This window comes from Cupriavidus necator, assembly GCF_013141915.1.
In the GTDB taxonomy this organism is placed as follows: domain Bacteria; phylum Pseudomonadota; class Gammaproteobacteria; order Burkholderiales; family Burkholderiaceae; genus Cupriavidus; species Cupriavidus necator_B.
The window spans coordinates 72,431-94,768 of the sequence record NZ_SROX01000011.1; the positions used below are offsets into that span (position 1 = coordinate 72,431).

21 protein-coding genes are annotated in these 22,338 nt (G+C 68.3%); 16 read left to right on the top strand and 5 right to left on the bottom strand.

The genetic code is table 11. From position 1 onward, the window contains the following. The first annotated feature begins 14 nt into the window (after window positions 1–14). From E5S69_RS19950 to E5S69_RS19970, 5 genes are all read left to right on the top strand, one after another. Window positions 15–512, top strand: a complete 498-nt coding sequence (locus E5S69_RS19950) for a (2Fe-2S)-binding protein (RefSeq protein ID WP_171516360.1) — start codon at window positions 15–17, stop codon at window positions 510–512. Next, window positions 509–3,430, top strand: coding sequence for a c-type cytochrome (locus E5S69_RS19955; RefSeq protein ID WP_171516361.1), 2,922 nt, complete (start codon window positions 509–511; stop codon window positions 3,428–3,430). Before E5S69_RS19950 ends, E5S69_RS19955 begins: the two co-directional genes overlap by 4 nt. Before the next feature lie 531 nt (window positions 3,431–3,961). Then, on the top strand, window positions 3,962–5,362 hold the full coding sequence (locus E5S69_RS19960) for an MFS transporter (RefSeq protein WP_216621386.1): 1,401 nt from the start codon (window positions 3,962–3,964) through the stop codon (window positions 5,360–5,362). Window positions 5,363–5,527: 165 nt separating this feature from the next. Then, window positions 5,528–6,178 (top strand): uracil phosphoribosyltransferase, encoded by a 651-nt coding sequence (gene upp / locus E5S69_RS19965; RefSeq protein ID WP_171516362.1) that lies wholly within the window; start codon window positions 5,528–5,530, stop codon window positions 6,176–6,178. Window positions 6,179–6,305: 127 nt separating this feature from the next. Continuing rightward, window positions 6,306–6,467, top strand: coding sequence for a DUF3149 domain-containing protein (locus E5S69_RS19970; protein WP_171516363.1), 162 nt, complete (start codon window positions 6,306–6,308; stop codon window positions 6,465–6,467). A gap of 26 nt (window positions 6,468–6,493) precedes the next feature. On the opposite strand, the gene E5S69_RS19975 is transcribed toward E5S69_RS19970, so the two are convergent. Then, window positions 6,494–8,017: a helicase HerA-like C-terminal domain-containing protein gene (locus tag E5S69_RS19975; RefSeq protein ID WP_171516364.1), complete on the bottom strand. Its 1,524-nt coding sequence runs from the start codon at window positions 8,015–8,017 to the stop codon at window positions 6,494–6,496. Between the two features lie 208 nt (window positions 8,018–8,225). On the opposite strand from E5S69_RS19975, the gene E5S69_RS19980 reads away from it, so the two are divergent. From E5S69_RS19980 to rng, 8 genes are all read left to right on the top strand, one after another. Continuing rightward, a complete protein-coding gene (locus E5S69_RS19980; protein WP_171516365.1) occupies window positions 8,226–8,951 on the top strand; it encodes a YebC/PmpR family DNA-binding transcriptional regulator in 726 nt (241 codons plus the stop codon). An 88-nt stretch (window positions 8,952–9,039) separates the two neighbouring features. After that, a complete protein-coding gene (purD, locus tag E5S69_RS19985) occupies window positions 9,040–10,308 on the top strand; it encodes a phosphoribosylamine--glycine ligase (protein WP_171516366.1) in 1,269 nt (422 codons plus the stop codon). 140 nt (window positions 10,309–10,448) lie between these two features. After that, the gene (gene hemF / locus E5S69_RS19990; RefSeq protein ID WP_171516367.1) at window positions 10,449–11,360 is read left to right on the top strand and encodes an oxygen-dependent coproporphyrinogen oxidase; all 912 of its coding nucleotides are present in this window, start codon (window positions 10,449–10,451) and stop codon (window positions 11,358–11,360) included. Between the two features lie 10 nt (window positions 11,361–11,370). Beyond that, entirely contained in the window at window positions 11,371–12,105 is a 735-nt protein-coding gene (locus E5S69_RS19995; protein WP_171516368.1) for a nicotinate-nucleotide adenylyltransferase, read from the top strand. 63 nt (window positions 12,106–12,168) lie between these two features. Further along, the gene (gene rsfS, locus E5S69_RS20000) at window positions 12,169–12,900 is read left to right on the top strand and encodes a ribosome silencing factor (RefSeq protein WP_171516369.1); all 732 of its coding nucleotides are present in this window, start codon (window positions 12,169–12,171) and stop codon (window positions 12,898–12,900) included. 54 nt (window positions 12,901–12,954) lie between these two features. Continuing rightward, entirely contained in the window at window positions 12,955–13,434 is a 480-nt protein-coding gene (gene rlmH, locus E5S69_RS20005; RefSeq protein ID WP_011614787.1) for a 23S rRNA (pseudouridine(1915)-N(3))-methyltransferase RlmH, read from the top strand. Window positions 13,435–13,466: 32 nt separating this feature from the next. After that, window positions 13,467–14,081, top strand: a complete 615-nt coding sequence (locus E5S69_RS20010; RefSeq protein ID WP_171516370.1) for a Maf family protein — start codon at window positions 13,467–13,469, stop codon at window positions 14,079–14,081. A gap of 120 nt (window positions 14,082–14,201) precedes the next feature. Then, window positions 14,202–15,668, top strand: a complete 1,467-nt coding sequence (gene rng / locus E5S69_RS20015; protein WP_171516371.1) for a ribonuclease G — start codon at window positions 14,202–14,204, stop codon at window positions 15,666–15,668. A gap of 51 nt (window positions 15,669–15,719) precedes the next feature. On the opposite strand, the gene E5S69_RS20020 is transcribed toward rng, so the two are convergent. Beyond that, complete coding sequence (locus tag E5S69_RS20020) at window positions 15,720–16,037, bottom strand: hypothetical protein (RefSeq protein WP_171516372.1); 318 nt, start codon at window positions 16,035–16,037, stop codon at window positions 15,720–15,722. 278 nt (window positions 16,038–16,315) lie between these two features. On the opposite strand from E5S69_RS20020, the gene E5S69_RS20025 reads away from it, so the two are divergent. Further along, on the top strand, window positions 16,316–16,822 hold the full coding sequence (locus tag E5S69_RS20025; RefSeq protein WP_171516373.1) for a hypothetical protein: 507 nt from the start codon (window positions 16,316–16,318) through the stop codon (window positions 16,820–16,822). 21 nt (window positions 16,823–16,843) lie between these two features. On the opposite strand, the gene E5S69_RS20030 is transcribed toward E5S69_RS20025, so the two are convergent. Continuing rightward, the gene (locus tag E5S69_RS20030; RefSeq protein WP_171516374.1) at window positions 16,844–17,434 is read right to left on the bottom strand and encodes a peroxidase-related enzyme; all 591 of its coding nucleotides are present in this window, start codon (window positions 17,432–17,434) and stop codon (window positions 16,844–16,846) included. Window positions 17,435–17,614: 180 nt separating this feature from the next. Between E5S69_RS20030 and waaC the strand changes: the two genes are divergently transcribed. After that, on the top strand, window positions 17,615–18,592 hold the full coding sequence (waaC, locus tag E5S69_RS20035; protein ID WP_171516375.1) for a lipopolysaccharide heptosyltransferase I: 978 nt from the start codon (window positions 17,615–17,617) through the stop codon (window positions 18,590–18,592). A gap of 75 nt (window positions 18,593–18,667) precedes the next feature. Here waaC and msbA read toward each other — a convergent pair whose 3' ends face one another. After that, window positions 18,668–20,392: a lipid A export permease/ATP-binding protein MsbA gene (msbA, locus tag E5S69_RS20040; RefSeq protein ID WP_171516486.1), complete on the bottom strand. Its 1,725-nt coding sequence runs from the start codon at window positions 20,390–20,392 to the stop codon at window positions 18,668–18,670. Window positions 20,393–20,491: 99 nt separating this feature from the next. Further along, on the bottom strand, window positions 20,492–21,265 hold the full coding sequence (locus tag E5S69_RS20045; protein ID WP_171516376.1) for a glycosyltransferase family 25 protein: 774 nt from the start codon (window positions 21,263–21,265) through the stop codon (window positions 20,492–20,494). A gap of 295 nt (window positions 21,266–21,560) precedes the next feature. Here E5S69_RS20045 and E5S69_RS20050 point away from each other — a divergent pair, with 295 nt between their 5' ends. Continuing rightward, window positions 21,561–22,325 (top strand): glycosyltransferase family 2 protein, encoded by a 765-nt coding sequence (locus tag E5S69_RS20050; RefSeq protein ID WP_171516377.1) that lies wholly within the window; start codon window positions 21,561–21,563, stop codon window positions 22,323–22,325. Window positions 22,326–22,338: the final 13 nt, after the last annotated feature.

Genomic DNA, 22,338 nt, shown 5'->3' on the forward strand with positions numbered 1-22,338 from the left:
GCCCCCAGCCTTCGATGAACACGCCCCGCCCCCTGACCCTGCAGGTCAACCACGCCGAGCACACGCTCGAGGTGGCGCCTGACACGCCGCTGCTCTACATCCTGCGCAACGACCTGTGCTGCAACGGCCCCAAGTACGGTTGCGGCCTGGGGCAGTGCGGCGCCTGCACGGTGCTGGTGGACGGCCTGCCCGCGCGTTCCTGCGTGCTGCCGGTCAAGGCCGCGGTGGGCCACGCGGTGACCACGCTCGAGGGACTGGGCACGGCACAGCATCCCGACCCGGTGCAGCAGGCATTCATCGACGAGCAGGCCGCGCAATGCGGCTACTGCCTGAACGGCATGATCATGACCGCCAAGGCCCTGCTGGCCCGGAACCCGGACCCCGACGAAGCGCAGATCCGCGAAGCCTTGCGCTTCAACCTGTGCCGTTGCGGCACGCACGTGGAAATCGTGCGCGCGGTCCGACGCGCCGCGATACTGCAGCGGCAGGCCGCACCGGGGGCCGCACCGTGAGCGCGGGCATCGTGCAAGCCGCCACGGCGACGACGACATTGGCCGCCAGCCTGCCGCCGAGCACCGCCGATTGCCTGGTGGCCCATGTGCTGACGCCGCCCGGTTTGCGCTGGATGGGCGGCGCGCCGCTCGCGGCTCGCCTGTTGCACGCCGACCGCGACGCTGCGCTGGCGCTGCCCGGCATCCGCGCGGTGGTGATCCGCAACAGTTTTGCCGGCGTGGCCGCGGTGTCGGCCACGCACGGTGCCGATGCCGCCAGGGCACTGCGGGCGCGCTGGTCCGCCCCGCCCCGCGCCGACGCGACACCCGCGGCGCGCCACACGCTGGCGCGGCGCGGCAATGCCGCCGACACGCTCCGGCACGCTGACGCACGCCACGCGCAGCACTACCAGTGGCCACTGGCCGGTACCCGCGACGATGCCTGCTGCACCGCCGTGGCGGACTGGCGCGACGCCACGCTGACCGTATGGCTGCCCGCCACCCGCCCCGGCGCCCTGCGCGCGGAACTCGCAGCGCTGCTGGGTATCCCGGCAGCGCAAGTGCAGCTGGTCTGCTGGCAAGCGCCCGATGACCGCGCCGACCCAGCGCTGCTGGCGGCGCACGCCGCCGCCGACGCGGCAGTGCTGGCCCACGCCACGGGACAACCCGTGTTGCGCCGGCTGCGCGCCGCCGATGTGGGCCTGGCCGATGCCGCGCTCGATATCCGCGTCGATACCGCGCGCAGCGGCGCCACCGTCGACGCCTACGCCGCAACGCTGGCGGGCACCGCGGCGCCGGCGGCGCCGCTCGCGCTGTGGCTGACCCATGCGCCGGCGCCGGTGACGGACACCATCGATGCGGGCCATACCGGCGACGCCGCGCTACCGCCCTATTGCATTCCCCACGTCGAACTGGCCGTGTCCGGCGATCCCACCGCGTTCGCCGCCGCGCCGCTGACAGCAGTCCGCGCGCAGGTGTTCGCGCGGGAATCCCATCTCGACGAGGTTGCCGCCGCCGCGCAGGTGGACCCGGTCGCACTGCGACTGGCGCATCTGGAGGATCCGCGCGGCACCGCGCTGGTACGGCAGGTGGCCGAGCGCGCCGGCTGGAATCCGACAGCGTCGCGCGACCCCACGCCCGGCAACGTGCGGCGCGGCCGCGGCTTTGCCTACGCCAACACCATCGACCACGATGCCGGCAAGAGCTGGTCGGCCTGGGTCGCTGAAGTCGAGGTCGACGGCAGCACCGGCGAGCTCGCGGTGACGCGCGTCACGGTCGGCCATGACAGCGAATCGCTGCCGCGGCCGCAAGCCGCCGCCACGCGCTCGATCGAGCAAGACGTAGCGGCCGCCGCGCTGCAGCTGACCTCCGCCACGCCGGCCTTCGACACCTGGCCCGCCGACGCGCGCCTTGCCGGCGAGACCTTGCCTGCGGTACCGGCCCACGCCTTGCCGGAAGTGCGGCTGGCCGGCACGCTGGCCACGCACGATGCGCTGGCCGCCAGCCCCACCGATTCCCTGCCGGCCGCCGCCGCCGTGGCCAATGCGATCTTCGACGCGACCGGCGTGCGCCTGCGCACGCCGCCGTTCAGCGCCGACCGCATCCGCCTGGCGCTGGCAGAGGCCAGCCCGGGCCGCAAGCGCAAGACACGCGGCTGGATTGCCGCCGCCGCCGCCGCGGCGGCCGGCGTGTGCGCGACGCTGTGGCCCTGGCGCGCGCCGATCGCGCCAGTGGCGCCGCCCGAGCCCGGCTTCTATTCCGCCGCCACGCTCGAACGCGGCCGGCTGGTGGCTGCCGCCGGCGATTGCGCGGTCTGCCATACCGCGCCGGGCGGCGCGAAGAACGCGGGCGGCCTGCCGCTGGAAACGCCCTTCGGCACCGTTTACAGCACCAACATCACGCCGGATGCGCAGACCGGCATCGGCACCTGGTCCTTCGCCGCGTTCGAGCGCGCCATGCGCGAAGGCATCCATCGCGACGGGCGGCGCCTGTATCCCGCGTTCCCGTACACCGCCTTCGCCAGGATCAGCGACGGCGACATGCAGGCCTTGTACGGGTACCTGATGTCGGCCGAGCCAGTGAAATCCGCCGTGCCGCCGACGCAGCTTGCCTTCCCGTTCAACCTGCGTCCGCTGCTGGCCGGCTGGAACCTGCTGTTCCATCGCAATGAGCGTTTTGCGCCGGACCCGTCGCGCTCCGCCCAATGGAATCGCGGCGCCTACCTGGCCGAGGGGCTGGGCCACTGCAGCGCCTGCCATTCGCCGCGCAACGCGCTCGGCGCCGAGCAAGGCGGCCGCCGCTACCTGACCGGCGGCAGCGCCGAAGGCTGGGAAGCGCCGGCGCTGACCGCGCTGTCGCAGGCCCCGGTACCGTGGACCGAGGCCGCGCTGTTCACCTATCTGCGCGGCGGCTATGCGCCGCACCATGGGGCCGCGGCGGGACCGATGGCGCCGGTGGTGGAAGAACTCGCGCAGCTGCCCGAGGCCGACGTGCGCGCGATCGCGCACTACGTCGCCTCGTTCGGCGCGCCCCCGCCGTCACCGTCGGTGCTTGCCGCGCAGGCGGCGCAGGCCGAACAACGCAGCCTGCAGGCCGCGCGCACGCTGGGCGGTCCCGCCGAACGCCTGTACCAGAGCGCCTGCGCGGTCTGCCACCAGTCGGAGCAGGGCATCGCCCAGTTCGGCGTGAAGCCATCGCTGGCGCTCAATACCAACCTGCACAGCAAGCTGCCGGACAACGTGATCCAGGTGCTGCTGCGCGGCATGCCGGCCCCGCCCAACAGCGAGCTCGGGGCGATGCCGGCCTATGCCGACACCCTCGACGACCAGCAGATCGCGCAGCTGGCGCAGTACCTGCGCGCGCGCTTTGCGCCCGACAAACCCGCATGGCAGGACCTGGAGAACACCGTCGCGCGGCTGCGTGCGGCGCCTGCCCACTGAACCACCGCAGCACGCGCGCGCGCCGCCGGCGGCGCCTTGTGCATCGGCGCAAGGCGTGCGGCATGACCAGACCTGGCCGAGGCAGGACACGCGCGGGAAAACCCCGAGGAGAGAAACCGCAATTCGGCCTTGCCCGCCAGTTTCATGTAGCTTACGCTGAACGATCATGTAGTGCGCACTACATGAGTGCCAGCGGGCACGCAGCGGTGCCTCCCCGCACAAGGACGGCGCGCCGCCAGCGGCGGACAAGAACACAAAACCATAAGACCGGCCCTGTACATCACCGGACGCGCTGGCCCGGGGCTTGCATAGTCCCGCCAGACCAGCCGGGCGACCGGGCCTGACCAAACCAAGGGTAGACAACCAGGAGTGACTATGTCGTATCAGTACCAGGAAGCTGTTGCAGGCGCGCTACCGGGTTAGTTCGAGCCTCGCCAGGTGGAAGCCGGCACCACGTCGGGACGCAACGCCGCCGTTGCCCCACGCGCGCTTCCAAGTTCAAGAACCCGCGTATAAAGACAGGTAGACAACATGTCGTCATCCATTTCATCCATGGCCACCACGACCATTCCGGACGCAACGCTAGGCTCTGCCCCCCAGCCCAGCGCGCGCGCAGCGTCGTCGCAACCCATCACGATCGAGCAAGGCATCCGCGCGGCCGGGGTCGGCCGCTTCCAGTATCGGCTCTTCGTCATATTCGGCCTGGTCTGGCTGGCCGATGCGATGCAGGTGCTGTCGATCGGCTTCACCGCGCCGTCGATAGCGGCAACCTTCGGCATTCCGGTGCCGACGGCGCTGCAGACCGGCACCATGTTCTTTGTGGGCATGCTGATCGGCGCGTTCGTATTCGGCCGGCTGGCCGACCGCATCGGGCGCCGCCCGGTGCTGATGATGGCGGTGGTCATCGACGCCATCTGCGGCGTCGCCTCGGCCTTCGCGCCGGACTTCCAGTGGCTGCTGCTGCTGCGCTTCCTGACCGGCATCGGCGTCGGCGGCACCTTGCCGGTCGACTACACCATGATGGCCGAATTCCTGCCGTCGGACCGGCGCGGCCGCTGGCTGGTGCTGCTGGAGTCGTTCTGGGCCGTCGGCACCATCCTGCTGGCGATCCTGGCGCTGATCGCGGTGTCGCGCGGCGATGGTGCCTGGCGGCTGATCTTCCTGGTCACCGGCATCCCGGCGCTGGTCGGCGTGGTGTTCCGTTTCTTTGTACCCGAGTCGCCGCTCTACCTGAACAAGTCGGGACGCTCGGCCGAGGCGCGCGCGGTGCTGCAGCGGGTTGCGGCGGCCAACCGCGTGTCGGCGGAGATCGGCCCCCTGGAACCGCAGAAGATGGAGCGCAAATCGGTGTTCGCGCTGTTCGCGGCCGGATGCCGGCGCCGCACCCTCTGCCTGCTGGCCGCCTGGATGCTGATCTCGATCGCCTACTACGGGGTCTTCGTCTATCTGCCGGTGAAGCTGGCGGGCCAGGGCTTCGGCTTCATGCGCGGCCAGGTGTTCCTGATCTTGCTCGCACTGGTGCAGCTGCCGGGCTTCGCGCTGGCCGCGCACGGCGTCGAGCGCTGGGGCCGCAAGCCGACCCTGATCGGCTTCCTGCTGCTGAGCGCGGCGGGCTGCATGCTGTACAGCCTGGGCCAGTCCCCGGCGCTGGTGATCGGCTCGACCCTGCTGATGAGCTTCTCGCTGCTCGGCACCTGGGGCGCGCTGTACGCCTTCACGCCAGAGGTGTATCCGACCGACCTGCGGGCCAGCGGCATGGGCACCGCGGGGGCCATGGCGCGCTTCGGCGGGCTGTTCGCCCCGTCCATCGTCGCGCCGATCATGGCCAGCCAGTTCACGCTGGCGCTGGCACTGCTGTCCTCGTTCCTTGCCGTCGCGGCGCTGGCCATCTTCATGGTCGACATCGAATCGAAGGACCGCGCGCTCGACTAGCGCAATGCGCCAGCGGCGGCGCCCGGCAGTCCGGGGCGCGCGCCGATGGCGCCGGCAGGGCGGCCCGCTTCCATTACAATCCGGCTGCAACGGCGCGGCGCGCGAGTCCAACCGGTCTCCCGCGCCCGCTTCACTCGCCATTCCGCCGAGCCCTCGCCGCCAGCCATGAAACAAGATCCGCGCTTTCCCAACCTGTTTATCCTCGACCACCCGCTGATCCAGCACAAGCTTTCGCACATGCGCGACAAGGAAACGTCGACGCGCACCTTCCGCGAGTTGCTGCGCGAAATCACGCTGCTGATGGGCTATGAGATCACGCGCAACCTGCCGCTGACCACGCGCCGCATCGAAACGCCGCTGGTCGAGCTGGAGGCGCCGGTAATCGCCGGCAAGAAGCTGACCATCGTGCCGGTGCTGCGCGCGGGCGTGGGCATGAGCGACGGCCTGGTCGAGCTGATCCCTTCAGCACGCATCGGCCATATCGGCGTGTACCGCGACGAGCAGCATCGGCCGGTGGAATACCTGGTGCGCCTGCCGGCGCTGGAAGACCGCAGCTTCATCCTGTGCGACCCGATGGTCGCCACCGGCTATTCGGCCGCGCACGCGGTGGAAGTGCTCAAGCGCCGCGGCGTCAAGGACGAGGCCATCACCTTCGTCGCGCTGGTGGCAGCCCCCGAGGGCGTGGAAGTGTTTCAGAAGGCGCATCCGGGCGTAAAGCTGTTTGTCGCCTCGCTCGACAGCCATCTGGATGCTGACGCGTATATCGTGCCCGGGCTGGGCGATGCCGGCGACCGGCTGTTCGGCACCAAGAACTGACGGTGCAAAAGCGGGCTGGCCGGCGCTTGACCGGCCTCAATAGCCCGTGCCGGCCGGATCCCTACACTGGCGGCAAGCGCCGGCGAGCCCTCGCCGCGCGCCACTGCCACCGCAAAGGGAGCCGCGCATGGAAGCCTTCAAGATCCTGTTCAGTACCAGCACCGGGCTGATGAGCCTGGGCGTGATCGTCTTCATCATCGGCATGGGCTGGTTCTTCGCCCGCATGTTCGCGCGCAAGATGCGCGAGGATGCTGAAGCGGCCAAGGGGCGTGAGGCGGCCCACGAATGATGCCCGCGGGGTTGCTTGAACCGCGCTTACTTCTTCTTCCCCAGCAAGCTCCCCAGCACGCCCCGAATCAACTCGCGCCCGACCTGCGAGCCCACCGTGCGCGCGGCCGACTTGGCCATCGATTCCAGGATCGAATCGCCGCGCCCGCTCTTGCCGGTGCCTTTGGTCAGCGTGCCGAAGATTTCGCCGGCGGTGCCGAGCCAGCCGCTGTCCTGCTCACCCGCCGGCTGCCCGGCCGGCGCGCCGCCCGCGCCCTTGCCGCCATTTGCCACCGTCCCCACGCTGCCGCGCAGCTTTTCGTAGGCCGACTCGCGGTCGATGGTCTTCTCGTACGTGCCGGCCACCAGCGAGTTGGCGATCAGTTGCTTGCGTTCGTCCTCCGTCGCCGGGCCGATGCGGCTGCCAGGCGCCAGCACCCAGGCGCGCTCGGTCACGCAGGGCGTGCCCTTGGCGTCCAGGAACGACACCAGCGCCTCGCCCACGCCCAGTTCACCGATCGCGGTTTCCAGGTCCAGCTTCGGATTGGCGCGCATGGTGGTGGCCGCCACCTTGACCGCCTTCTGGTCGCGCGGGGTGAAGGCGCGCAGCGCATGCTGCACGCGGTTGCCCAGCTGGCCCAGCACGGTGTCGGGGATGTCGATCGGGTTCTGCGTGACGAAGTACACGCCCACGCCCTTGGAGCGCACCAGCCGCACCACCTGCTCGATCTTGTCGAGCAGCGCCTTGGGCGCATCGTTGAACAGCAGGTGCGCCTCGTCGAAGAAGAACACCAGCTTGGGCTTGTCGAGGTCGCCGGCCTCGGGCAGCTTCTCGAACAGCTCGGACAGCATCCACAGCAGGAAGGTGGCGTACAGCCGCGGCGCATTCATCAGCTTGTCCGCCGCCAGGATATTGACCACGCCCTGACCCTTCTCGGTCTGGATGAAGTCTTCCAGGTTCAGCATCGGCTCGCCGAAGAAGACATCGCCGCCCTGCGATTCCAACGCGATCAGCCCGCGCTGGATGGCCCCGATCGAGGCGGCCGAGATATTGCCGTATTCGGTGGTGAACTGGCCGGCGTTGTCGCCGACGTACTGCAGCATCGCACGCAGGTCCTTGGCGTCGAGCAGCAGCAGGCCGTTGGCGTCGGCAATGCGGAACACCAGGTTCAGCACGCCCTGCTGGGTGTCGTTCAGCTCGAGCATGCGCGACAACAGCAGCGGCCCCATGTGCGAGACCGTGGCGCGCACCGGGTGCCCCTTCTGGCCGAACACATCCCACAGCGTGGTGGGGCAGCCGCCCCATGCCGGCTCGGGCAGGTTCAGGTCGGCCAGACGCTGCTTGAGCTTGTCGGATGGCTGGCCCGCCTGCGAAATGCCGGTCAGGTCACCTTTGACGTCCGCCATGAACACCGGCACCCCCAGGCGCGAGAAGCCCTGCGCCAGCGTTTGCAGCGTAACGGTCTTGCCCGTGCCGGTGGCGCCCGTGATCAGCCCGTGCCGGTTGCCCATCTGCGGCAGCAGCACCAGTTCATGTTCGGCGTTCTTGGCGATGAGGATGGGGTCGGCCATGGTGTTCCTGGATTCCGTGAGGGGTCGGTCGGGTCTGGGCGGCGCAGGCAGGTCCGCGTGATAAAATCCTGGGCTGATTATAGCCAGCCGCCAGGCATATCCGTCACCTGGCGCACGCTGCCCGCCCGCCTTGCTGAGGCGGCCCGGTGCGCCTGGCAACCCCGCACAACATCACCGCAGATCACCGCATTCCGCTTCGGAGAGAATCATGGCCGGTCACTCGAAATGGGCCAATATCAAACACAAGAAAGCCGCCGCAGACGCCAAGCGCGGCAAGATCTGGACCCGCCTGATCAAGGAAATCACCGTGGCCGCCAAGCTCGGCGGCGGTGATGTCGACTCCAACCCGCGCCTGCGCCTGTCGATCGACAAGGCCATGGACGCCAACATGCCCAAGGACAACATCCAGCGCGCCATCCAGCGCGGCGTAGGCGGCATGGAAGGCGCCAACTACGAGGAAATCCGCTACGAGGGCTACGGGCTGGCCGGCGCGGCGATCATCGTCGATTGCCTGACCGACAACCGCACCCGCACCGTGGCCGAAGTGCGCCACGCGTTCTCCAAGCATGGCGGCAACATGGGCACCGAGGGTTCGGTGGCGTTCATGTTCACCCATTGCGGCCAGTTCCTGTTTGCTCCGGGCACGCCGGAAGACAAGCTGATGGAAGCCGCGCTGGAGGCCGGCGCCGACGATGTCGTTACCAACGACGACGGCTCTATCGAAGTCACCTGCCCGCCCAACGATTTCTCGGCGGTCAAGACGGCGCTGGAAGCCGCCGGCTTCAAGGCGGAAGTGGCCGACGTGGTGATGAAGCCGCAGAACGAAGTCAGCTTCGGCGGCGACGACGCGGCCAGGATGCAGAAGCTGCTCGACGCCCTGGAAAACCTGGACGACGTGCAGGAAGTCTTCACCAACGCGGTGATCGAAGACTAAAACGGTAACAAGCTCCCCAACGGCGGCAGCGCGGCGAACAAGACCCAGCTGCCGCCTTTTGCATGCGTTTCTTTTCTGGCAGTGGATCATGAAAGTATTGGTTGTCGGCTCGGGTGGACGTGAACACGCGCTGGCCTGGAAATTGGCCCAGTCGCCCAAGGTGCAGGTGGTGTACGTCGCGCCGGGCAACGGCGGGACCGCGCTCGACAAGCGCTTGCAGAATGTTCCGCTGACCGATCCCGAGGTCATCGCCGCCTTTGCCGAGCGCGAGGGCGTGGCCTTCACCGTGGTCGGCCCCGAGGCCCCGCTGGCCGCCGGCATCGTCGATATCTTCCGCGCCAAGGGCCTGCGCATCTTCGGACCCACCCAGGCCGCGGCGCAGCTCGAATCGTCGAAGGATTTCGCCAAGGCGTTCATGCAGCGCCACGGCATCCCGACCGCCGCCTACCAGACCTTCGCCGACGCCGCCCAGGCCCATGCCTATATCGACGCGCAGGGCGCGCCGATCGTGATCAAGGCCGACGGCCTGGCCGCGGGCAAGGGCGTGGTGGTGGCGATGTCCCTGGAAGAAGCGCACCAGGCGGTCGACATGATGCTGGCCGACAACAAGCTCGGCGATGCCGGCGCGCGCGTGGTGATCGAAGAGTTCCTCGACGGCGAGGAAGCCAGCTTCATCGTGCTGGTCGACGGCAAGAACGTGCTGGCGCTGGCCACCAGCCAGGACCACAAGCGCCTGCTGGACGCCGACGCCGGCCCCAACACCGGCGGCATGGGCGCGTATTCGCCGGCGCCGGTGGTCACGCCCGCGCTGCACGCGCGCGCGCTGCGCGAGATCATCCTGCCGACCGTGCGCGGCATGGAAAAGGACGGCATCCCGTACACCGGCTTCCTCTATGCCGGCCTGATGATCGACAAGGACGGCAACCCGAAGACGCTGGAATTCAACTGCCGCATGGGCGACCCCGAGACCCAGCCGATCCTGGCGCGCCTGAAGACCGACCTGGTCGACGTGATGGAAGCCGCCGTCTCCGGCAAGCTCGACAGCATCGAGCTGGACTGGGACCGCCGCACCGCGCTGGGCGTGGTGATGGCCGCGCACGGCTATCCGGACAGCCCGCGCAAGGGCGATGCCATCACCGGCATCCCGGCCGAGACCGACGACAGCGTGACCTTCCATGCCGGCACCACGCTCAAGGACGGCACCCTGTTGACCTCGGGCGGGCGCGTGCTGTGCGTGGTCGGGCTGGCCGACACTGTCAAGGCCGCGCAGCGCGCCGCCTATGCCGCGGTCGAGCAGATCCGCTTCGACGGCATGCAGTACCGGACCGATATCGGTTACCGCGCCATCAAGCGCTGACTGGCCAGCGGCGGCCCGGGCGACCAAGCGGCCGCCCAGCCAGTACAATCGTGACAATGCTGTGACGCACCCGGCAGCCGATTGGCTGCCGGACCGCCTTCCGGCCGGTCCATTCGTCGGTTTATCCGATTCAGCCCACCATGATCGATTCCCAGGCAGTCCGTGCCTATCTGCTCGGTCTGCAAGACCGCATCACCGACGCCATCGGTGCCATCGACGGCCAGCCGTTCCTGACCGACGCCTGGGAGAAACCGCCCACCGAACGCCTGCGCGGCAGCGGCCGCACCCGCATCCTGGAGGACGGCGCGGTGATGGAGCGCGCCGGCGTGGGCTTTTCGCACGTCAGCGGCGACACCCTGCCGCCATCGGCGACGGCCAACCGCCCGGAGCTGGCGGGGCGCAGCTTCGAGGCCATGGGCGTGTCGCTGGTCTTCCATCCGCGCAACCCCTACGTGCCCACGGTGCATATGAACGTGCGCTGCTTCGTGGCAGTCAAGCCGGGGGCCGAACCGGTCTGGTGGTTCGGCGGCGGCATGGATCTGACGCCTTACTACGGCAACGCCGACGACTGCACGCATTTCCACCGCACCTGCCAGCAGGCGCTGGCGCCCTTCGGCGACGAACTCTATCCTCGCTTCAAGCAGTGGTGCGACGAGTATTTCTTCCTGAAGCACCGCAACGAGGCGCGCGGCATCGGCGGCATCTTCTTCGACGACTTCTCGGCGCTGGGCTTCGCGCGCAGCTTCGCCATGATGCAAGCGGTCGGTGATGCCTTCCTGGCGGCCTACCTGCCGATCCTGCAGGCCCGCAAGGACACGCCCTACGGCGAGCGCGAGCGCGAGTTCCAGGCCTACCGGCGCGGACGCTACGTCGAATTCAACCTGGTGTTCGACCGCGGCACGCTGTTCGGCCTGCAATCGGGCGGACGCGCCGAGTCGATCCTGATGTCGATGCCGCCGCGGGTGACCTGGCGCTATGACTGGCAACCGGAACCGGGCAGCGCCGAAGCGGCGCTGTACACCGATTTCCTGCCAGCGCGCGACTGGGCCTGACGGCTGACCCATGGCCCATCCCGCGCACCCCCGCATGCCCGCCGCCGACGCGGGCGCATCGCCGCAAGCCGGCGCCCGCCCCTACCGCCTGGGTATCCTGGGCGGCACCTTCGATCCGCCCCACGTCGGGCACCTGGCGCTGGCGCGGCTGTGCATCGACCATCTGGGCCTGGACGAGCTGGTGTGGATTCCCACCGGCCAGTCCTGGCAGAAGGGCGACGACGTGACCCCGGCCGCCGACCGCCTGGCGATGACCGAACTGGCCGCCGCGGCGCTCGGCGACAGCGGCGCCAAAGTCCGCGTCAGCCGCATGGAAGTCGATCGCGCCGGCCCCAGCTACACCATCGACACGGTGCGCCAGCTGCGCGACGAGTACGGCCCCGAGGCCTCGCTGTGCTGGCTGATGGGCGCCGACCAGCTGCTGCGCCTGCACACCTGGCATGGCTGGCAGGAACTGTTCGCGCACGTGCACTTGTGCACCGCGACACGGCCGCGCTTTGCCCTGGCGGCGCTGGAGGGTCCGGTGCTGGCCGCGCTGGCCGAGCGCCAGGCCGACACGCACCTGATACAATGCACGCCCTCCGGCCGGATGTGGATCGACCAGACGCTCGCCGTCGACCTCTCTTCCACCCATCTGCGCCAGCGGCTGGCAGCCGGCCAGCCGGCAGATGACCAACTGCCGCCCGGCGTGGCACACTACATTGCCAGCCACGGGCTGTACCGCAACGCCCCGGCCCGGGCATGACCAGGGTTGCATCGACCCCGGCGCCCACCCCCAAACCGATCTGAGCTGAACAAGAAGACACCCATGGATATTCGTAAACTGCAACGCGCCATCGTCGACGGCCTCGAGGATGTCAAAGCGCAGGACATCAAGGTGTACGACACCAGCCACCTGACGGAACTGTTCGACCGGGTGGTGATTGCCAGCGGCACCTCCAACCGCCAGACCAAGGCGCTGGCAGCGTCGGTGCGGGATACGGTAAAGGAAGCGGGCGGCCATATCGTGGCGGTCGAGGGGCTGGAAACCGGCGAATGGGTGCTGGTCGACTGCGGCGACGCCGTGGTTCACATCTTGCAGCCGCAACTGCGCCTGTACTACAACCTCGAAGAGATCTGGGGCGACAAGCCGGTGCGCATGAAGCTGGCTGCCGGTACCCGCCTGGCCAAGGCCAGCGAGCCCATGGACGAAGACGAGGACGAGGCCCCGGTGCGCACGGTGCGCCGTGCCAGCAACCTGCGGCCGGCGCTGGCGCGCCTGCCCGAAGGCATGAAGGAACCGTCGCCGCCGATGGGCCATGAGGACACCGACGCGGACGCCATCGCCACCATCCGCAAGCCGGCCCGCAAGGCCGCCGCCAAGTCGCCTGCGACCAAGGCCACCGGCACCCGTGCCGCGGCACCGCGCAAGACCGCTGCAGGCACCACGGCACGCAAGACCGCGACCAAGACAGCCACCAAGACCGCGGCCAAGAAGGCACCCGCCAAGACTGCCGCAGCCAAGCCGGTCGCGCGCAAGCGTGCCACCCGCTCGGCCTGAGGCCCGATGCGCGGCCGTTCAGCGCCAGCGCGGCGTCACCGCCTCGTCTGAACCATGCAACTGGTGATCGTGGCCGTCGGCCACAAGATGCCTGGCTGGATCGAAACCGGCTTCAGCGAGTACGCCAAGCGCATGCCGCCCGAGTTGCGCATCGAACTGCGCGAAGTCAAGCCGGAAACGCGCTCGTCCAGCAATAACGCCGCCACCGTGATGCAGCGCGAAGCCGCGCGCATCGAGGCGGTGCTGGGCAGCCTGTCGAAGCAGTGCCGCATCGTTGCGCTGGACGAGCGCGGCCGCGACTTCACCACCGTGCAACTGGCCGCGCAGCTGACCGACTGGCAGCGCGAGGGCGGCGACGTGGCCTTCCTGATCGGCGGCGCCGACGGGCTCGATCCCGCGCTCAAGGCCCGCGCCAGCACCCTGATCCGGCTCTCCAGCCTGACCCTGCCGCACGGCATGGTGCGCGTGCTGCTGGCCGAACAGCTGTACCGCGCGTGGTCCGTCACGCAGAACCACCCCTACCATCGGGCCTGATCCCGGCCGTCGCCGGAAGGCCCCCCGCCGCGATGTCCGACACCCTGCACGACTATCTCTACCTCGCCTCGCAAAGCCCGCGCCGCCGCGAGCTGCTGACCCAGCTCGGCGTGCGCTATGAACTCCTGCTGGCCGACGACGAAGAAGACGCCGAAGCACTCGAAGCCGTCCTGCCCGCCGAAACCCCGGACGACTATGTCCAGCGCGTGTGCGCGCTCAAGGCCGAAGCCGCGCTGCGCCGCCGCGAACGCCGCGCGCTGCCGGATGCGCCGGTGCTGACCTCGGACACCACAGTCTGCCTGGGCGGCCGCATCCTGGGCAAACCCGCCGACGGCGCCGACGCTGCGGCCATGCTGGGCGCGCTGTCGGGCAGCACCCACCGCGTGCTGACCGCCGTGACGGTGGTGTCGACCACCGGCATGCGGCATGCGCTGTCGGTTTCCGAAGTCACCTTCCGCGCGCTGGAACCTGTCGAGATCGAGCGCTACGTCGCCAGCGGCGAGCCGCTGGGCAAGGCCGGCGCCTACGGCATCCAGGGCCGCGCGGCCGAGTTCGTGGCGCGGATTGCAGGCAGCTATTCAGGTATCATGGGCTTGCCCTTGTTTGAGACGGCAGCGTTACTTCGGCAGGCGCGCCTGCAGTTCTGAGCGGCGCCCTTTGCCATCGGCGAGACTGCCCTCGCGCCAGGCGACTTCACCGGTCAACCTTATCCAGCCGCATGCCCGGCCGCTCACCCGGCGGGCCTCCGGCGACGCGTTTCACCCGCTATGACTGAAGACATACTCGTCAACATCACGCCCCAAGAGACCCGCGTCGCCATCGTGCAGCAGGCCGCGGTGCAGGAATTGCATGTCGAACGCACGCTGACGCGCGGGCTGGTCGGCAATATCTACCTGGGCAAGGTGGTGCGCGTGCTGCCCGGCATGCAGTCGGCCTTTATCGACATCGGCCTGGAGCGCGCCGCGTTCCTGCACGTGGCCGACATCTGGCATCCGCGCGACCCCGACCGCAACAATTCGACCCCGCAGCTGGCCATCGAGAAAACCCTGTTCGAAGGCCAGGCGCTGATGGTGCAGGTGATCAAGGACCCGATCGGCACCAAGGGCGCGCGGCTGTCGACGCAGGTCAGCATCGCCGGGCGCACGCTGGTGTACCTGCCGCAAGACCCGCATATCGGCATCTCGCAGCGCATCGAAGGCGAAGTCGATCGCGAGGCGCTGCGCAGCCGCGTGCAGGGGCTGGTGCCCGCCGACGAGCGCGGCGGCTTTATCGTGCGCACCATCGCCGAGGAAGCGACCGACGAGGAACTCGGCAACGATATCGCCTACCTGCGCAAGATCTGGGGCGCGATCCGCCAGAACGCCACCACCCTGCCCGCGCCCAGCTTGCTCTACCAGGACCTGAACCTGGCCCAGCGCGTGCTGCGCGACTTCATCAACGACGCCACCGGCGTAATCCAGATCGACTCGCGCGAGAACTTCCAGATGCTGCTGGAGTTCGCCAAGGAATACACGCCGGCGGTGCTGCCGCGCCTGTCGCACTACACCGGCGAGCGGCCGATCTTCGACCTGTTCAATATCGACGCCGAGATCGAGAAAGCGCTGTCGCGCCGGGTTGACCTGAAGTCAGGCGGCTACCTGATGATCGACCAGACCGAGGCGATGACGACCATCGACGTCAACACCGGCGGCTACGTGGGCGCGCGCAACTTCGACGACACCATCTTCAAGACCAACCTGGAGGCGGCGCACACCATCGCGCGCCAGCTGCGGCTGCGCAACCTCGGCGGCATCATCATCATCGACTTCATCGACATGGAGAACGTCGAGCACCGCGACGCGGTGCTGTCCGAGCTCAAGCGCGCCCTGTCGCGCGACCGCACCCGCATCACCGTCAACAGCTTCTCGCAGCTGGGGCTGGTCGAGATGACGCGCAAGCGCACGCGCGAGTCGCTGGCGCACGTGCTGTGCGAACAATGCCCGGTGTGCCAGGGCAAGGGCCAGGTCAAGACGCCGCGCACGGCCTGCTACGACATCCTGCGCGAGATCATGCGCGAATCGCGCCAGTTCAACCCGCGCGAGTTCCGCATCCTGGCCTCGCAGGAAGTGATCGACCTGTTCCTGGAAGAAGAAAGCCAGCACCTGGCGATGCTGGGCGACTTCATCGGCAAGCCGATTTCGCTGCAGGTGGAATCGACCTTCCACCAGGAGCAGTACGACATCATTCTGATGTGAACCCGCCTGCGCGAAATGGAAACAGCCCGCCAATCGGCGGGCTGTATTGTTTCACGGCCGGATCACCACCTGCGGGCTGATGACATAGGCCGGTTCGGGCTGGTAATACACCGGCGGAGGCGGCGGCTGGTACACGACCGGACGGTCCTTGCACTTGCGCTCTTCCTTGTACTCGCCGTTGTCCTTCCACTTGCGCTTGATCTTGCAGTTGCCAACCCAGAATTCTTCCTTGTAGTCGCCGCCGTGGTAGCGCCGCGCATGGCGAGGGTGGTCATCGTCGTCCCAGTCGTCATCGGCATGGGCGGCGGCGCAGAAGGTGCCGAGGAGCACGGGCAGGATCACGATGGATACCAGGGTACGAGGCTTCATGTCGGGATGGGCAAGACGGGTTGGAGCGAGGCTAGCATGCGGGTACGCGCCGCGGTGTATCAAGCTGTTTACGAACGTAACCGCGGTGCATTGCCTGCGCCTGTCCAGTGCCTGGACGGTACCGCATTCTGGACTCGGTAATGGCCCTAGCCCACTTCTGTTTGCCATCCGCTATAACTAAACCACGGTAGTCAGCGGTCTCCGTTCGGAGGCCGCGCCCGGCTGTGCGCGCGCGATGTTTTGCGCGGCGCTGCCGGTCGGCAAGCAAGGAGTCCGGCATGAACGCCACGAACCATGGGGCCTGTGTGCTAGCCCTCCTGTTGACGGTGGCGTGCGCGCCATTGCCAAGCGCCAGGCGCGCACCGCCGCCACCCGAGGCCAAGGTCGAAGCGCCGCCGCCGCCAAAGGAGCGCGCCACGCCGATCGCGCCCAAGGTCATCAACCTTGCCGCCGCCTGCAAGCGTACCGAGGAAGACGGCTTTCGCGAGGACGCGCTGATGGATGTCAGGGCCAACGAGGTGCGGGCGCTGAAATGGAAGCTGTGGGTATCGCGGCGCGGCAGTTGCGAATTCAACCTGGCCGAGTTCCGCCAGGTCCGCGAAACCCCGCACATCGAACTGCAAGCCATCGATGGCAGCCAGTGCAAGTTGCTGGTCTGGCAGGATCCGCGCCGCGTGACGCTGGCCCATGCCCGCTGCGAGAAGCACTGCACGCCAGGCATCTACGAGCAGGCCTGGCCGGTGCTGTTCGATCCCAAGAGCGGTGCCTGCGCCGAAGTGCGCTGAGCCAGCGGCAGCGCGGCACCGCTACTTTGCCTTTGGCACGCGCCCCATCAGGTAGAACTCGTCGTTCGGGCGCATGCCGACGGTATTGGCCATGCGGTTGGACAGGCCGAAGAACGCGGTGATCGCGGCAATATCCCAGGCGTCCTCGTCGGAAAAGCCGTGCTCGCGCAGCGCATCGAAGTCGGCCTCGCCGATTTCATGCGAGGCCTTGCACACCTTCATGGCGAAGTCGAGCATCGCGCGCTGGCGCGGCGGGATGTCGGCCTTCAGGTAATTCACCGCGACCTGGTCCGCGACCAGCGGCTTTTTCTCATAGATGCGCAGGATCGCGCCATGCGCCACCACGCAATACAGGCACTGGTTGGCGCCGGACGTGGCGACCACGATCATCTCGCGCTCGCCCTTGGTCAGTCCGCCTTCCTTGAGCATCAGCGCATCGTGATAGGCGAAGAACGCGCGGCACTCATCGGGACGGTGCGCCAGCGCCAGGAAGACGTTGGGAACGAAGCCGGCTTTCTCCTGGACTTCCACGATGCGCGCGCGGATATCGTCGGGGAGGTCGGCCAGCGCCGGGATGGGGTAGCGGCTGATCGGGAATGCCGAATCTGACATAGTGGTCTCCGGTTTGGCAGGCGTCATCGTGGTGAGGCTTCTGCCACCAATACTAACGGATCGCGCGCAAGCTGGCGGGCTTCATGTCGACCATGCATCGCACGGACACACGTCCTCCGGATCAGGCATACTACGCACCTTCCGAACCAGGCGGGCCTACGGACCGCGCTACTGTTCCCGATGAAACGTATTCTCATCGTCAAGCTGACCTCGCTCGGCGACATGGTATTCACCCAGCCGCTGGTGGCTGACCTGCAGCGGGCCTTTCCCGGCGTCAAGATCGACTGGATCGCCGACTCCTACTGCGCCGATGTGCCACGGTGGAACCCGAATATCGATCGTGTGATCGCCGCACCGCTGCGCGGCTTCAAGAAGGCGCGCAGCTGGGCCGGCCTGCGCGCGATCTTCTGTGCGCTTCGCGCGTTGCGCCGCGAGAAGTACGATGCGGTGCTGGATGTCCACGGCGTCTACAAGAGCGCCATCGTCACCTTCCTCGCCCGCACGCGCCATCGCTATGGCTACCCGGTCCAGGAACTGGGCGAGAGCGGAGCGCGCTTCGCCTACAACCATGTGTTCCAGCCGTTCGTGGAAGAGGATTGCGCGCGCAATCGCATGCGCCGCGCAGTCAGCCGCGCGCTCGGCTACGAAATGACCCGGGAGATGGACTACGGCCTCGAAATGCCGGCGGACACGCCCGCCGCGGCCGCCAAGGGCCCATATGCCATGCTGTTCCACGCCACCTCCAGCGAGGAAAAAAAGTGGCCGGTGGCCGACTGGATCAGCGTCGGCAGCGCCATCGCGGCGCGCGGGCTGCGCGTGCTGGTGCCGTGGGGCAATGACGCCGAACGCAAGGAAGCCGAAACCATCGCCGCCAGCGTGCCCGGCGCCGAGGTCATGCCGCGCCTGAGCATCACCGGCGTGGCGCAGATGGTGGGCAAGGCCTCGCTGGTGGTCGGCATGGACACCGGCTTCGTGCACATTGCCGACGCGCTGCGCCGGCCCACGGTGATCCTGTTCACCAACACCTCGCGCCACCTTTACGGCGTCGATGCGCCGGGCCGCGCGGTGTCGCTGGGCGGCAGCGGCGTGGTGCCGCAACGGGCACAGGTGCTGGCCGCCATCGACGAAGTCCTGCCCAAGGTCACTGCCACCAACTGATCACGCCGCCAGGGCAACAAAAAAAGGGCCGGTGCGCATGCACCGGCCCTTTTGCCGTGGGTCTGCGACCGCCGCCTAGCGGCTGGCGAACTGGATCCGGTGCAGCCCGGCGTACAGGCCATTGGCGGCGAGCAGCTGGGCGTGGGTACCGGTCTCGGCGACGCGGCCATGGTCAAGCACGGCAATGCGGTCGGCATTCTCGATGGTCGACAGCCGGTGCGCGATCACCAGCGTGGTCCGGCCCTTCATCAGCGCCTCCAGCGCGGCCTGCACCTGGCGCTCGGATTCCGAGTCCAGCGCCGAGGTAGCCTCGTCCAGGATCAGGATCGGTGCATCCTTGTACAGCGCGCGGGCAATCGCCAGGCGCTGGCGCTGGCCGCCGGACAGCTTCATGCCGTTGTCGCCGATATTGGTATTGACGCCCTCGGGCAGCCCCTTGACCGTTTCGGTCAGGTAGGCCGCCGCCAGCGCGCGCTCGACGCGGGCCATGTCGATCTCGCTGCCGGGCTGGGCGCCATACGCCACATTGGCCGCGACCGTGTCGTTGAACAGCACCACGTCCTGGCTGACGAAAGCGATCTGGTTGCGCAGGTCCTTCAGCGACAGCTCGGTCAGCGGCACGCCGTCCAGCAGGATGCGCCCCGCGGTGGGATCGAAGAAGCGCGGCACCAGGTTGACCAGCGTGGTCTTGCCGCTGCCCGACGGACCCACCAGCGCCACCACCTCGCCCGGGCTGACGCGCAGGTCGATGCCCTCCAGCGCGGCGCGCGGCGCCTCGCCATAGCGGAAACCGACGCGCTCGAAAGCCAGTTCGCCGCGCGCACGGTCCAGGGGCTTGCCGCCATCCTGCGGCTCGACCGGTTCGTCGATCAGCCGGAAGATCATCTCGGCGGCGGTGATGCCGCGCGTCAGCGGCTGGTTGATGTCGGTCAGGTGCTTGAGCGGCGAGATCAGCAGCAGCATCGCCATCACGAAGCCGGTAAAGCCGCCCACCGTGGTCTGGTTGGCCTGCGCCTGCACCATGGCGATGGTGATGATCACCGACAGCGCCAGCGCGGCAAGGAAGGCCGTGACCGGCTGGTTCAGCCCGCCCGCTACCGCCATGCGCATCGAGTAGTTCTTGAGCCGCTCGGCCACGGTGCGGAAGCGCCCCAGTTCATAGGCCTCGCCGCCATGCAGCTTGACCACCTTGTAGCCGCCGACCGCCTCTTCCACGACATAGGCGGCGTTGTTGGTATAGGCCTGGTGGTCGCGGTTGAGCTTGCGCAGCCGGCGGTTGATCTTCGACATCAGGTAGCCGATCACCGGCAGGATCACCGCCACGATCAGCGTCAGGCGCCAGTTGGTGTAGAACAGGTAGATCAGCAGCGCCACCACGGTCAGCGAATCGCGCACCAGCGTAATGAATACGCTGGTCAGGATCTGCAGCACCTGGTTGACCTCAAAGATCACCGCGTTGATCAGCGACGCCGCGGTATTGCGGTGGAAGAACGACGCCGGCGCCTGCAGCAGGCGCTCGAACATCTGCAGCCGCATCTTCAGCAGCACGCGGTTCGAGATCAGGTTGAGCAGGTAGCCCGAGGCAAACTGCGCCACGCCGCGGATCAGCGCCACGCCGGTCAGGATTGCCGGCACATGCCAGAGCGTGCCGGCGTAGTCGCCGCCAAAACCCTTGTCGAGCAAGTCGTTGACGACCTTGGGGATCACCCCCTCGCTGGCGGCCACCACCGCCATCGCCAGGATGGCGCCGATGAAGATGCGCAGCTCGGGGCGCAGGTAAGACCAGAGCCGGCTGGCCATGCTGGACGGCACGGCGGCACCTGGCGAAATGGGCGGTTTGGATGTGGTCACTGAAGTTTCTTCTGGGTGTAGGCGGCGTTGCGGCAGCAGGGCACGGCGCTAGCCCGGCCGCTTCTGGCGCGCGACGCGCAGGAAGGGCCTGACCAAGACCTGGAACAGGAAGCGCTGGTAGACATAGCGGCGCAGATAATAGCCGACACTGCGGCGCGCCTTGTCGGTGGCGTCGAGGTCGGCGCGATGCGTTTCCAGCGACGAGGCCTCGGCCAGCTCGGTCAGGCCGATGCAATAAGGGACTACGGCGCGGACCGAGACCAGGCCGCGCCGCTCGAACGCGGACCAGTAGTCGGCCGCGCACCAGGCTGGCTGCAGCCCCGCCAGCAGGCGTTCGGCGGCGGCGCGGGTAACGACATAGCCATGCGCGCGCCACCATTCGCCATAGCGCCGCACCAGCTTGCGCCGTGGGCCCAGCGCCCTGTTGCCCCAGCGGGTGAATTTGTCGACATGTGACAGCAGCACGACATCGGGGCTGCCAGGGTCCATCTGCGACGCCAGCGCCGCGAGCACCGCCGGCACGTCGTCGCCCAGCAGCGCGTCGTCTTCCAGCACCAGCGCCAGGCTGGCACCGTCTTCGAGCATCTTGCGGTAGACCCCCAGGTGGCTCAGCGCGCAGCCGATCTCGCCGCGGCTCATCGGGCGATAGCTGGCGCTGGCGGCATGGGCATCGTAGCGGCGGGCGACCTCTTCCTCGGACAAGGCACGTCCGTTCACGGCGGGGAACACCTGGAACGGCACCCCGAGACGCGTCAGCTGGCCGGCAATGCGCTCCCGGCGGGCCGCGGCGGCTTCGAGATTGATCACATACGCGCCGATCATGCCACCACCGCGTGCCTGCCCAACCTGCGCCAAAGCGAGGTCGATGCGGCACACGCCTGCAGGGATAAAACGGTTTCCATCCCTGTGGAACGGGACCAATGTGCTGTTTTCATCAAAACTTGGCAACTGAGATTTCGGCTTCGGCGCGCGCCGGCGCTCACCGGCCTGAGGCGGCAGGCGGCCGCGGAGCCACTGCGCCGGTGCGGTAGAATACGCGCTCTTCCATCAGCGCCCGGCTGGCGGCGACGCCGGCGACCCGCCGGCCTGGCCCGACCGGGGCGCGCCCCTACGTTCCATGAGAGTCTCCGCCGTCATCATTACCAGGAATGAAGCTCACAATATCGGGCCATGCCTTGAAAGCGTGTCCTGGTGCGAAGAGGCGATTATAGTGGATTGGGCCAGCACGGACGATACGGTGGCGATCGCGCGTGCCGCCGGCGCCACCGTGATCCAGACCGAGGACTGGCCGGGCTTCGGCCCGCAGAAAAACCGCGCGCTCCAGGCTGCCACCGGTGACTGGATCGTCAGCCTCGACGCCGATGAGCGCGTCACCCCCGCGCTGCGCGACGAGATCCTGAACCACTTGCGGCAGGCCGATGCGCGGGCCCTTGCGCTGCCGCGGCTGTCTGCTTTCTGCGGCACCTTCGTGCGCCACGCGGGCTGGTACCCGGACTACGTCACCAGGGTCTTCCGCAACGGCCGCGGCCGCTTCACCGACGACCTTGTGCACGAACACCTGCAGGTGGACGACGTGGTCACACGGCTGCGCGAGCCGCTGGTCCACTACAGCTACCGCTCGCTGTCGGACGTGCTGCGCAAGATCGACAGCTATTCCAGCGCGGGCGCCCAGCAGGCCTATGCGCGCGGCAAGCGCAGCTCGGTCGCATCCGCCGCGGGCCACGGCCTGTGGGCGTTCGTGCGCACCTACCTGCTCAAGCGCGGCTTCCTCGACGGCGGCGCCGGCTTCGGCGTGGCGCTGATGAATGCGCAGGCCAGCTACTACAAGTACGCCAAGCTGGCGCAATTGCACGCCGCGGCGGAAAGCAAGGCAGCCAGCTGAAGCGTCGACGCGG

What these genes read in the sequence shown, in the direction of transcription:
- E5S69_RS19950 (WP_171516360.1), top strand. Translation starts at nt 15, where the DNA reads ATGAACACGCCCCGCCCCCTGACCCTGCAGGTCAACCACGCCGAGCAC.
- E5S69_RS19960 (WP_216621386.1), top strand. Translation starts at nt 3,962, where the DNA reads ATGTCGTCATCCATTTCATCCATGGCCACCACGACCATTCCGGACGCA.
- upp (WP_171516362.1), top strand. Translation starts at nt 5,528, where the DNA reads ATGAAACAAGATCCGCGCTTTCCCAACCTGTTTATCCTCGACCACCCG.
- E5S69_RS19970 (WP_171516363.1), top strand. Translation starts at nt 6,306, where the DNA reads ATGGAAGCCTTCAAGATCCTGTTCAGTACCAGCACCGGGCTGATGAGC.
- E5S69_RS19975 (WP_171516364.1), bottom strand. Translation starts at nt 8,017, where the DNA reads ATGGCCGACCCCATCCTCATCGCCAAGAACGCCGAACATGAACTGGTG.
- E5S69_RS19980 (WP_171516365.1), top strand. Translation starts at nt 8,226, where the DNA reads ATGGCCGGTCACTCGAAATGGGCCAATATCAAACACAAGAAAGCCGCC.
- purD (WP_171516366.1), top strand. Translation starts at nt 9,040, where the DNA reads ATGAAAGTATTGGTTGTCGGCTCGGGTGGACGTGAACACGCGCTGGCC.
- hemF (WP_171516367.1), top strand. Translation starts at nt 10,449, where the DNA reads ATGATCGATTCCCAGGCAGTCCGTGCCTATCTGCTCGGTCTGCAAGAC.
- E5S69_RS19995 (WP_171516368.1), top strand. Translation starts at nt 11,371, where the DNA reads ATGGCCCATCCCGCGCACCCCCGCATGCCCGCCGCCGACGCGGGCGCA.
- rsfS (WP_171516369.1), top strand. Translation starts at nt 12,169, where the DNA reads ATGGATATTCGTAAACTGCAACGCGCCATCGTCGACGGCCTCGAGGAT.
- rlmH (WP_011614787.1), top strand. Translation starts at nt 12,955, where the DNA reads ATGCAACTGGTGATCGTGGCCGTCGGCCACAAGATGCCTGGCTGGATC.
- E5S69_RS20010 (WP_171516370.1), top strand. Translation starts at nt 13,467, where the DNA reads ATGTCCGACACCCTGCACGACTATCTCTACCTCGCCTCGCAAAGCCCG.
- rng (WP_171516371.1), top strand. Translation starts at nt 14,202, where the DNA reads ATGACTGAAGACATACTCGTCAACATCACGCCCCAAGAGACCCGCGTC.
- E5S69_RS20020 (WP_171516372.1), bottom strand. Translation starts at nt 16,037, where the DNA reads ATGAAGCCTCGTACCCTGGTATCCATCGTGATCCTGCCCGTGCTCCTC.
- E5S69_RS20025 (WP_171516373.1), top strand. Translation starts at nt 16,316, where the DNA reads ATGAACGCCACGAACCATGGGGCCTGTGTGCTAGCCCTCCTGTTGACG.
- E5S69_RS20030 (WP_171516374.1), bottom strand. Translation starts at nt 17,434, where the DNA reads ATGTCAGATTCGGCATTCCCGATCAGCCGCTACCCCATCCCGGCGCTG.
- waaC (WP_171516375.1), top strand. Translation starts at nt 17,615, where the DNA reads ATGAAACGTATTCTCATCGTCAAGCTGACCTCGCTCGGCGACATGGTA.
- msbA (WP_171516486.1), bottom strand. Translation starts at nt 20,392, where the DNA reads ATGGCCAGCCGGCTCTGGTCTTACCTGCGCCCCGAGCTGCGCATCTTC.
- E5S69_RS20045 (WP_171516376.1), bottom strand. Translation starts at nt 21,265, where the DNA reads ATGATCGGCGCGTATGTGATCAATCTCGAAGCCGCCGCGGCCCGCCGG.
- E5S69_RS20050 (WP_171516377.1), top strand. Translation starts at nt 21,561, where the DNA reads ATGAGAGTCTCCGCCGTCATCATTACCAGGAATGAAGCTCACAATATC.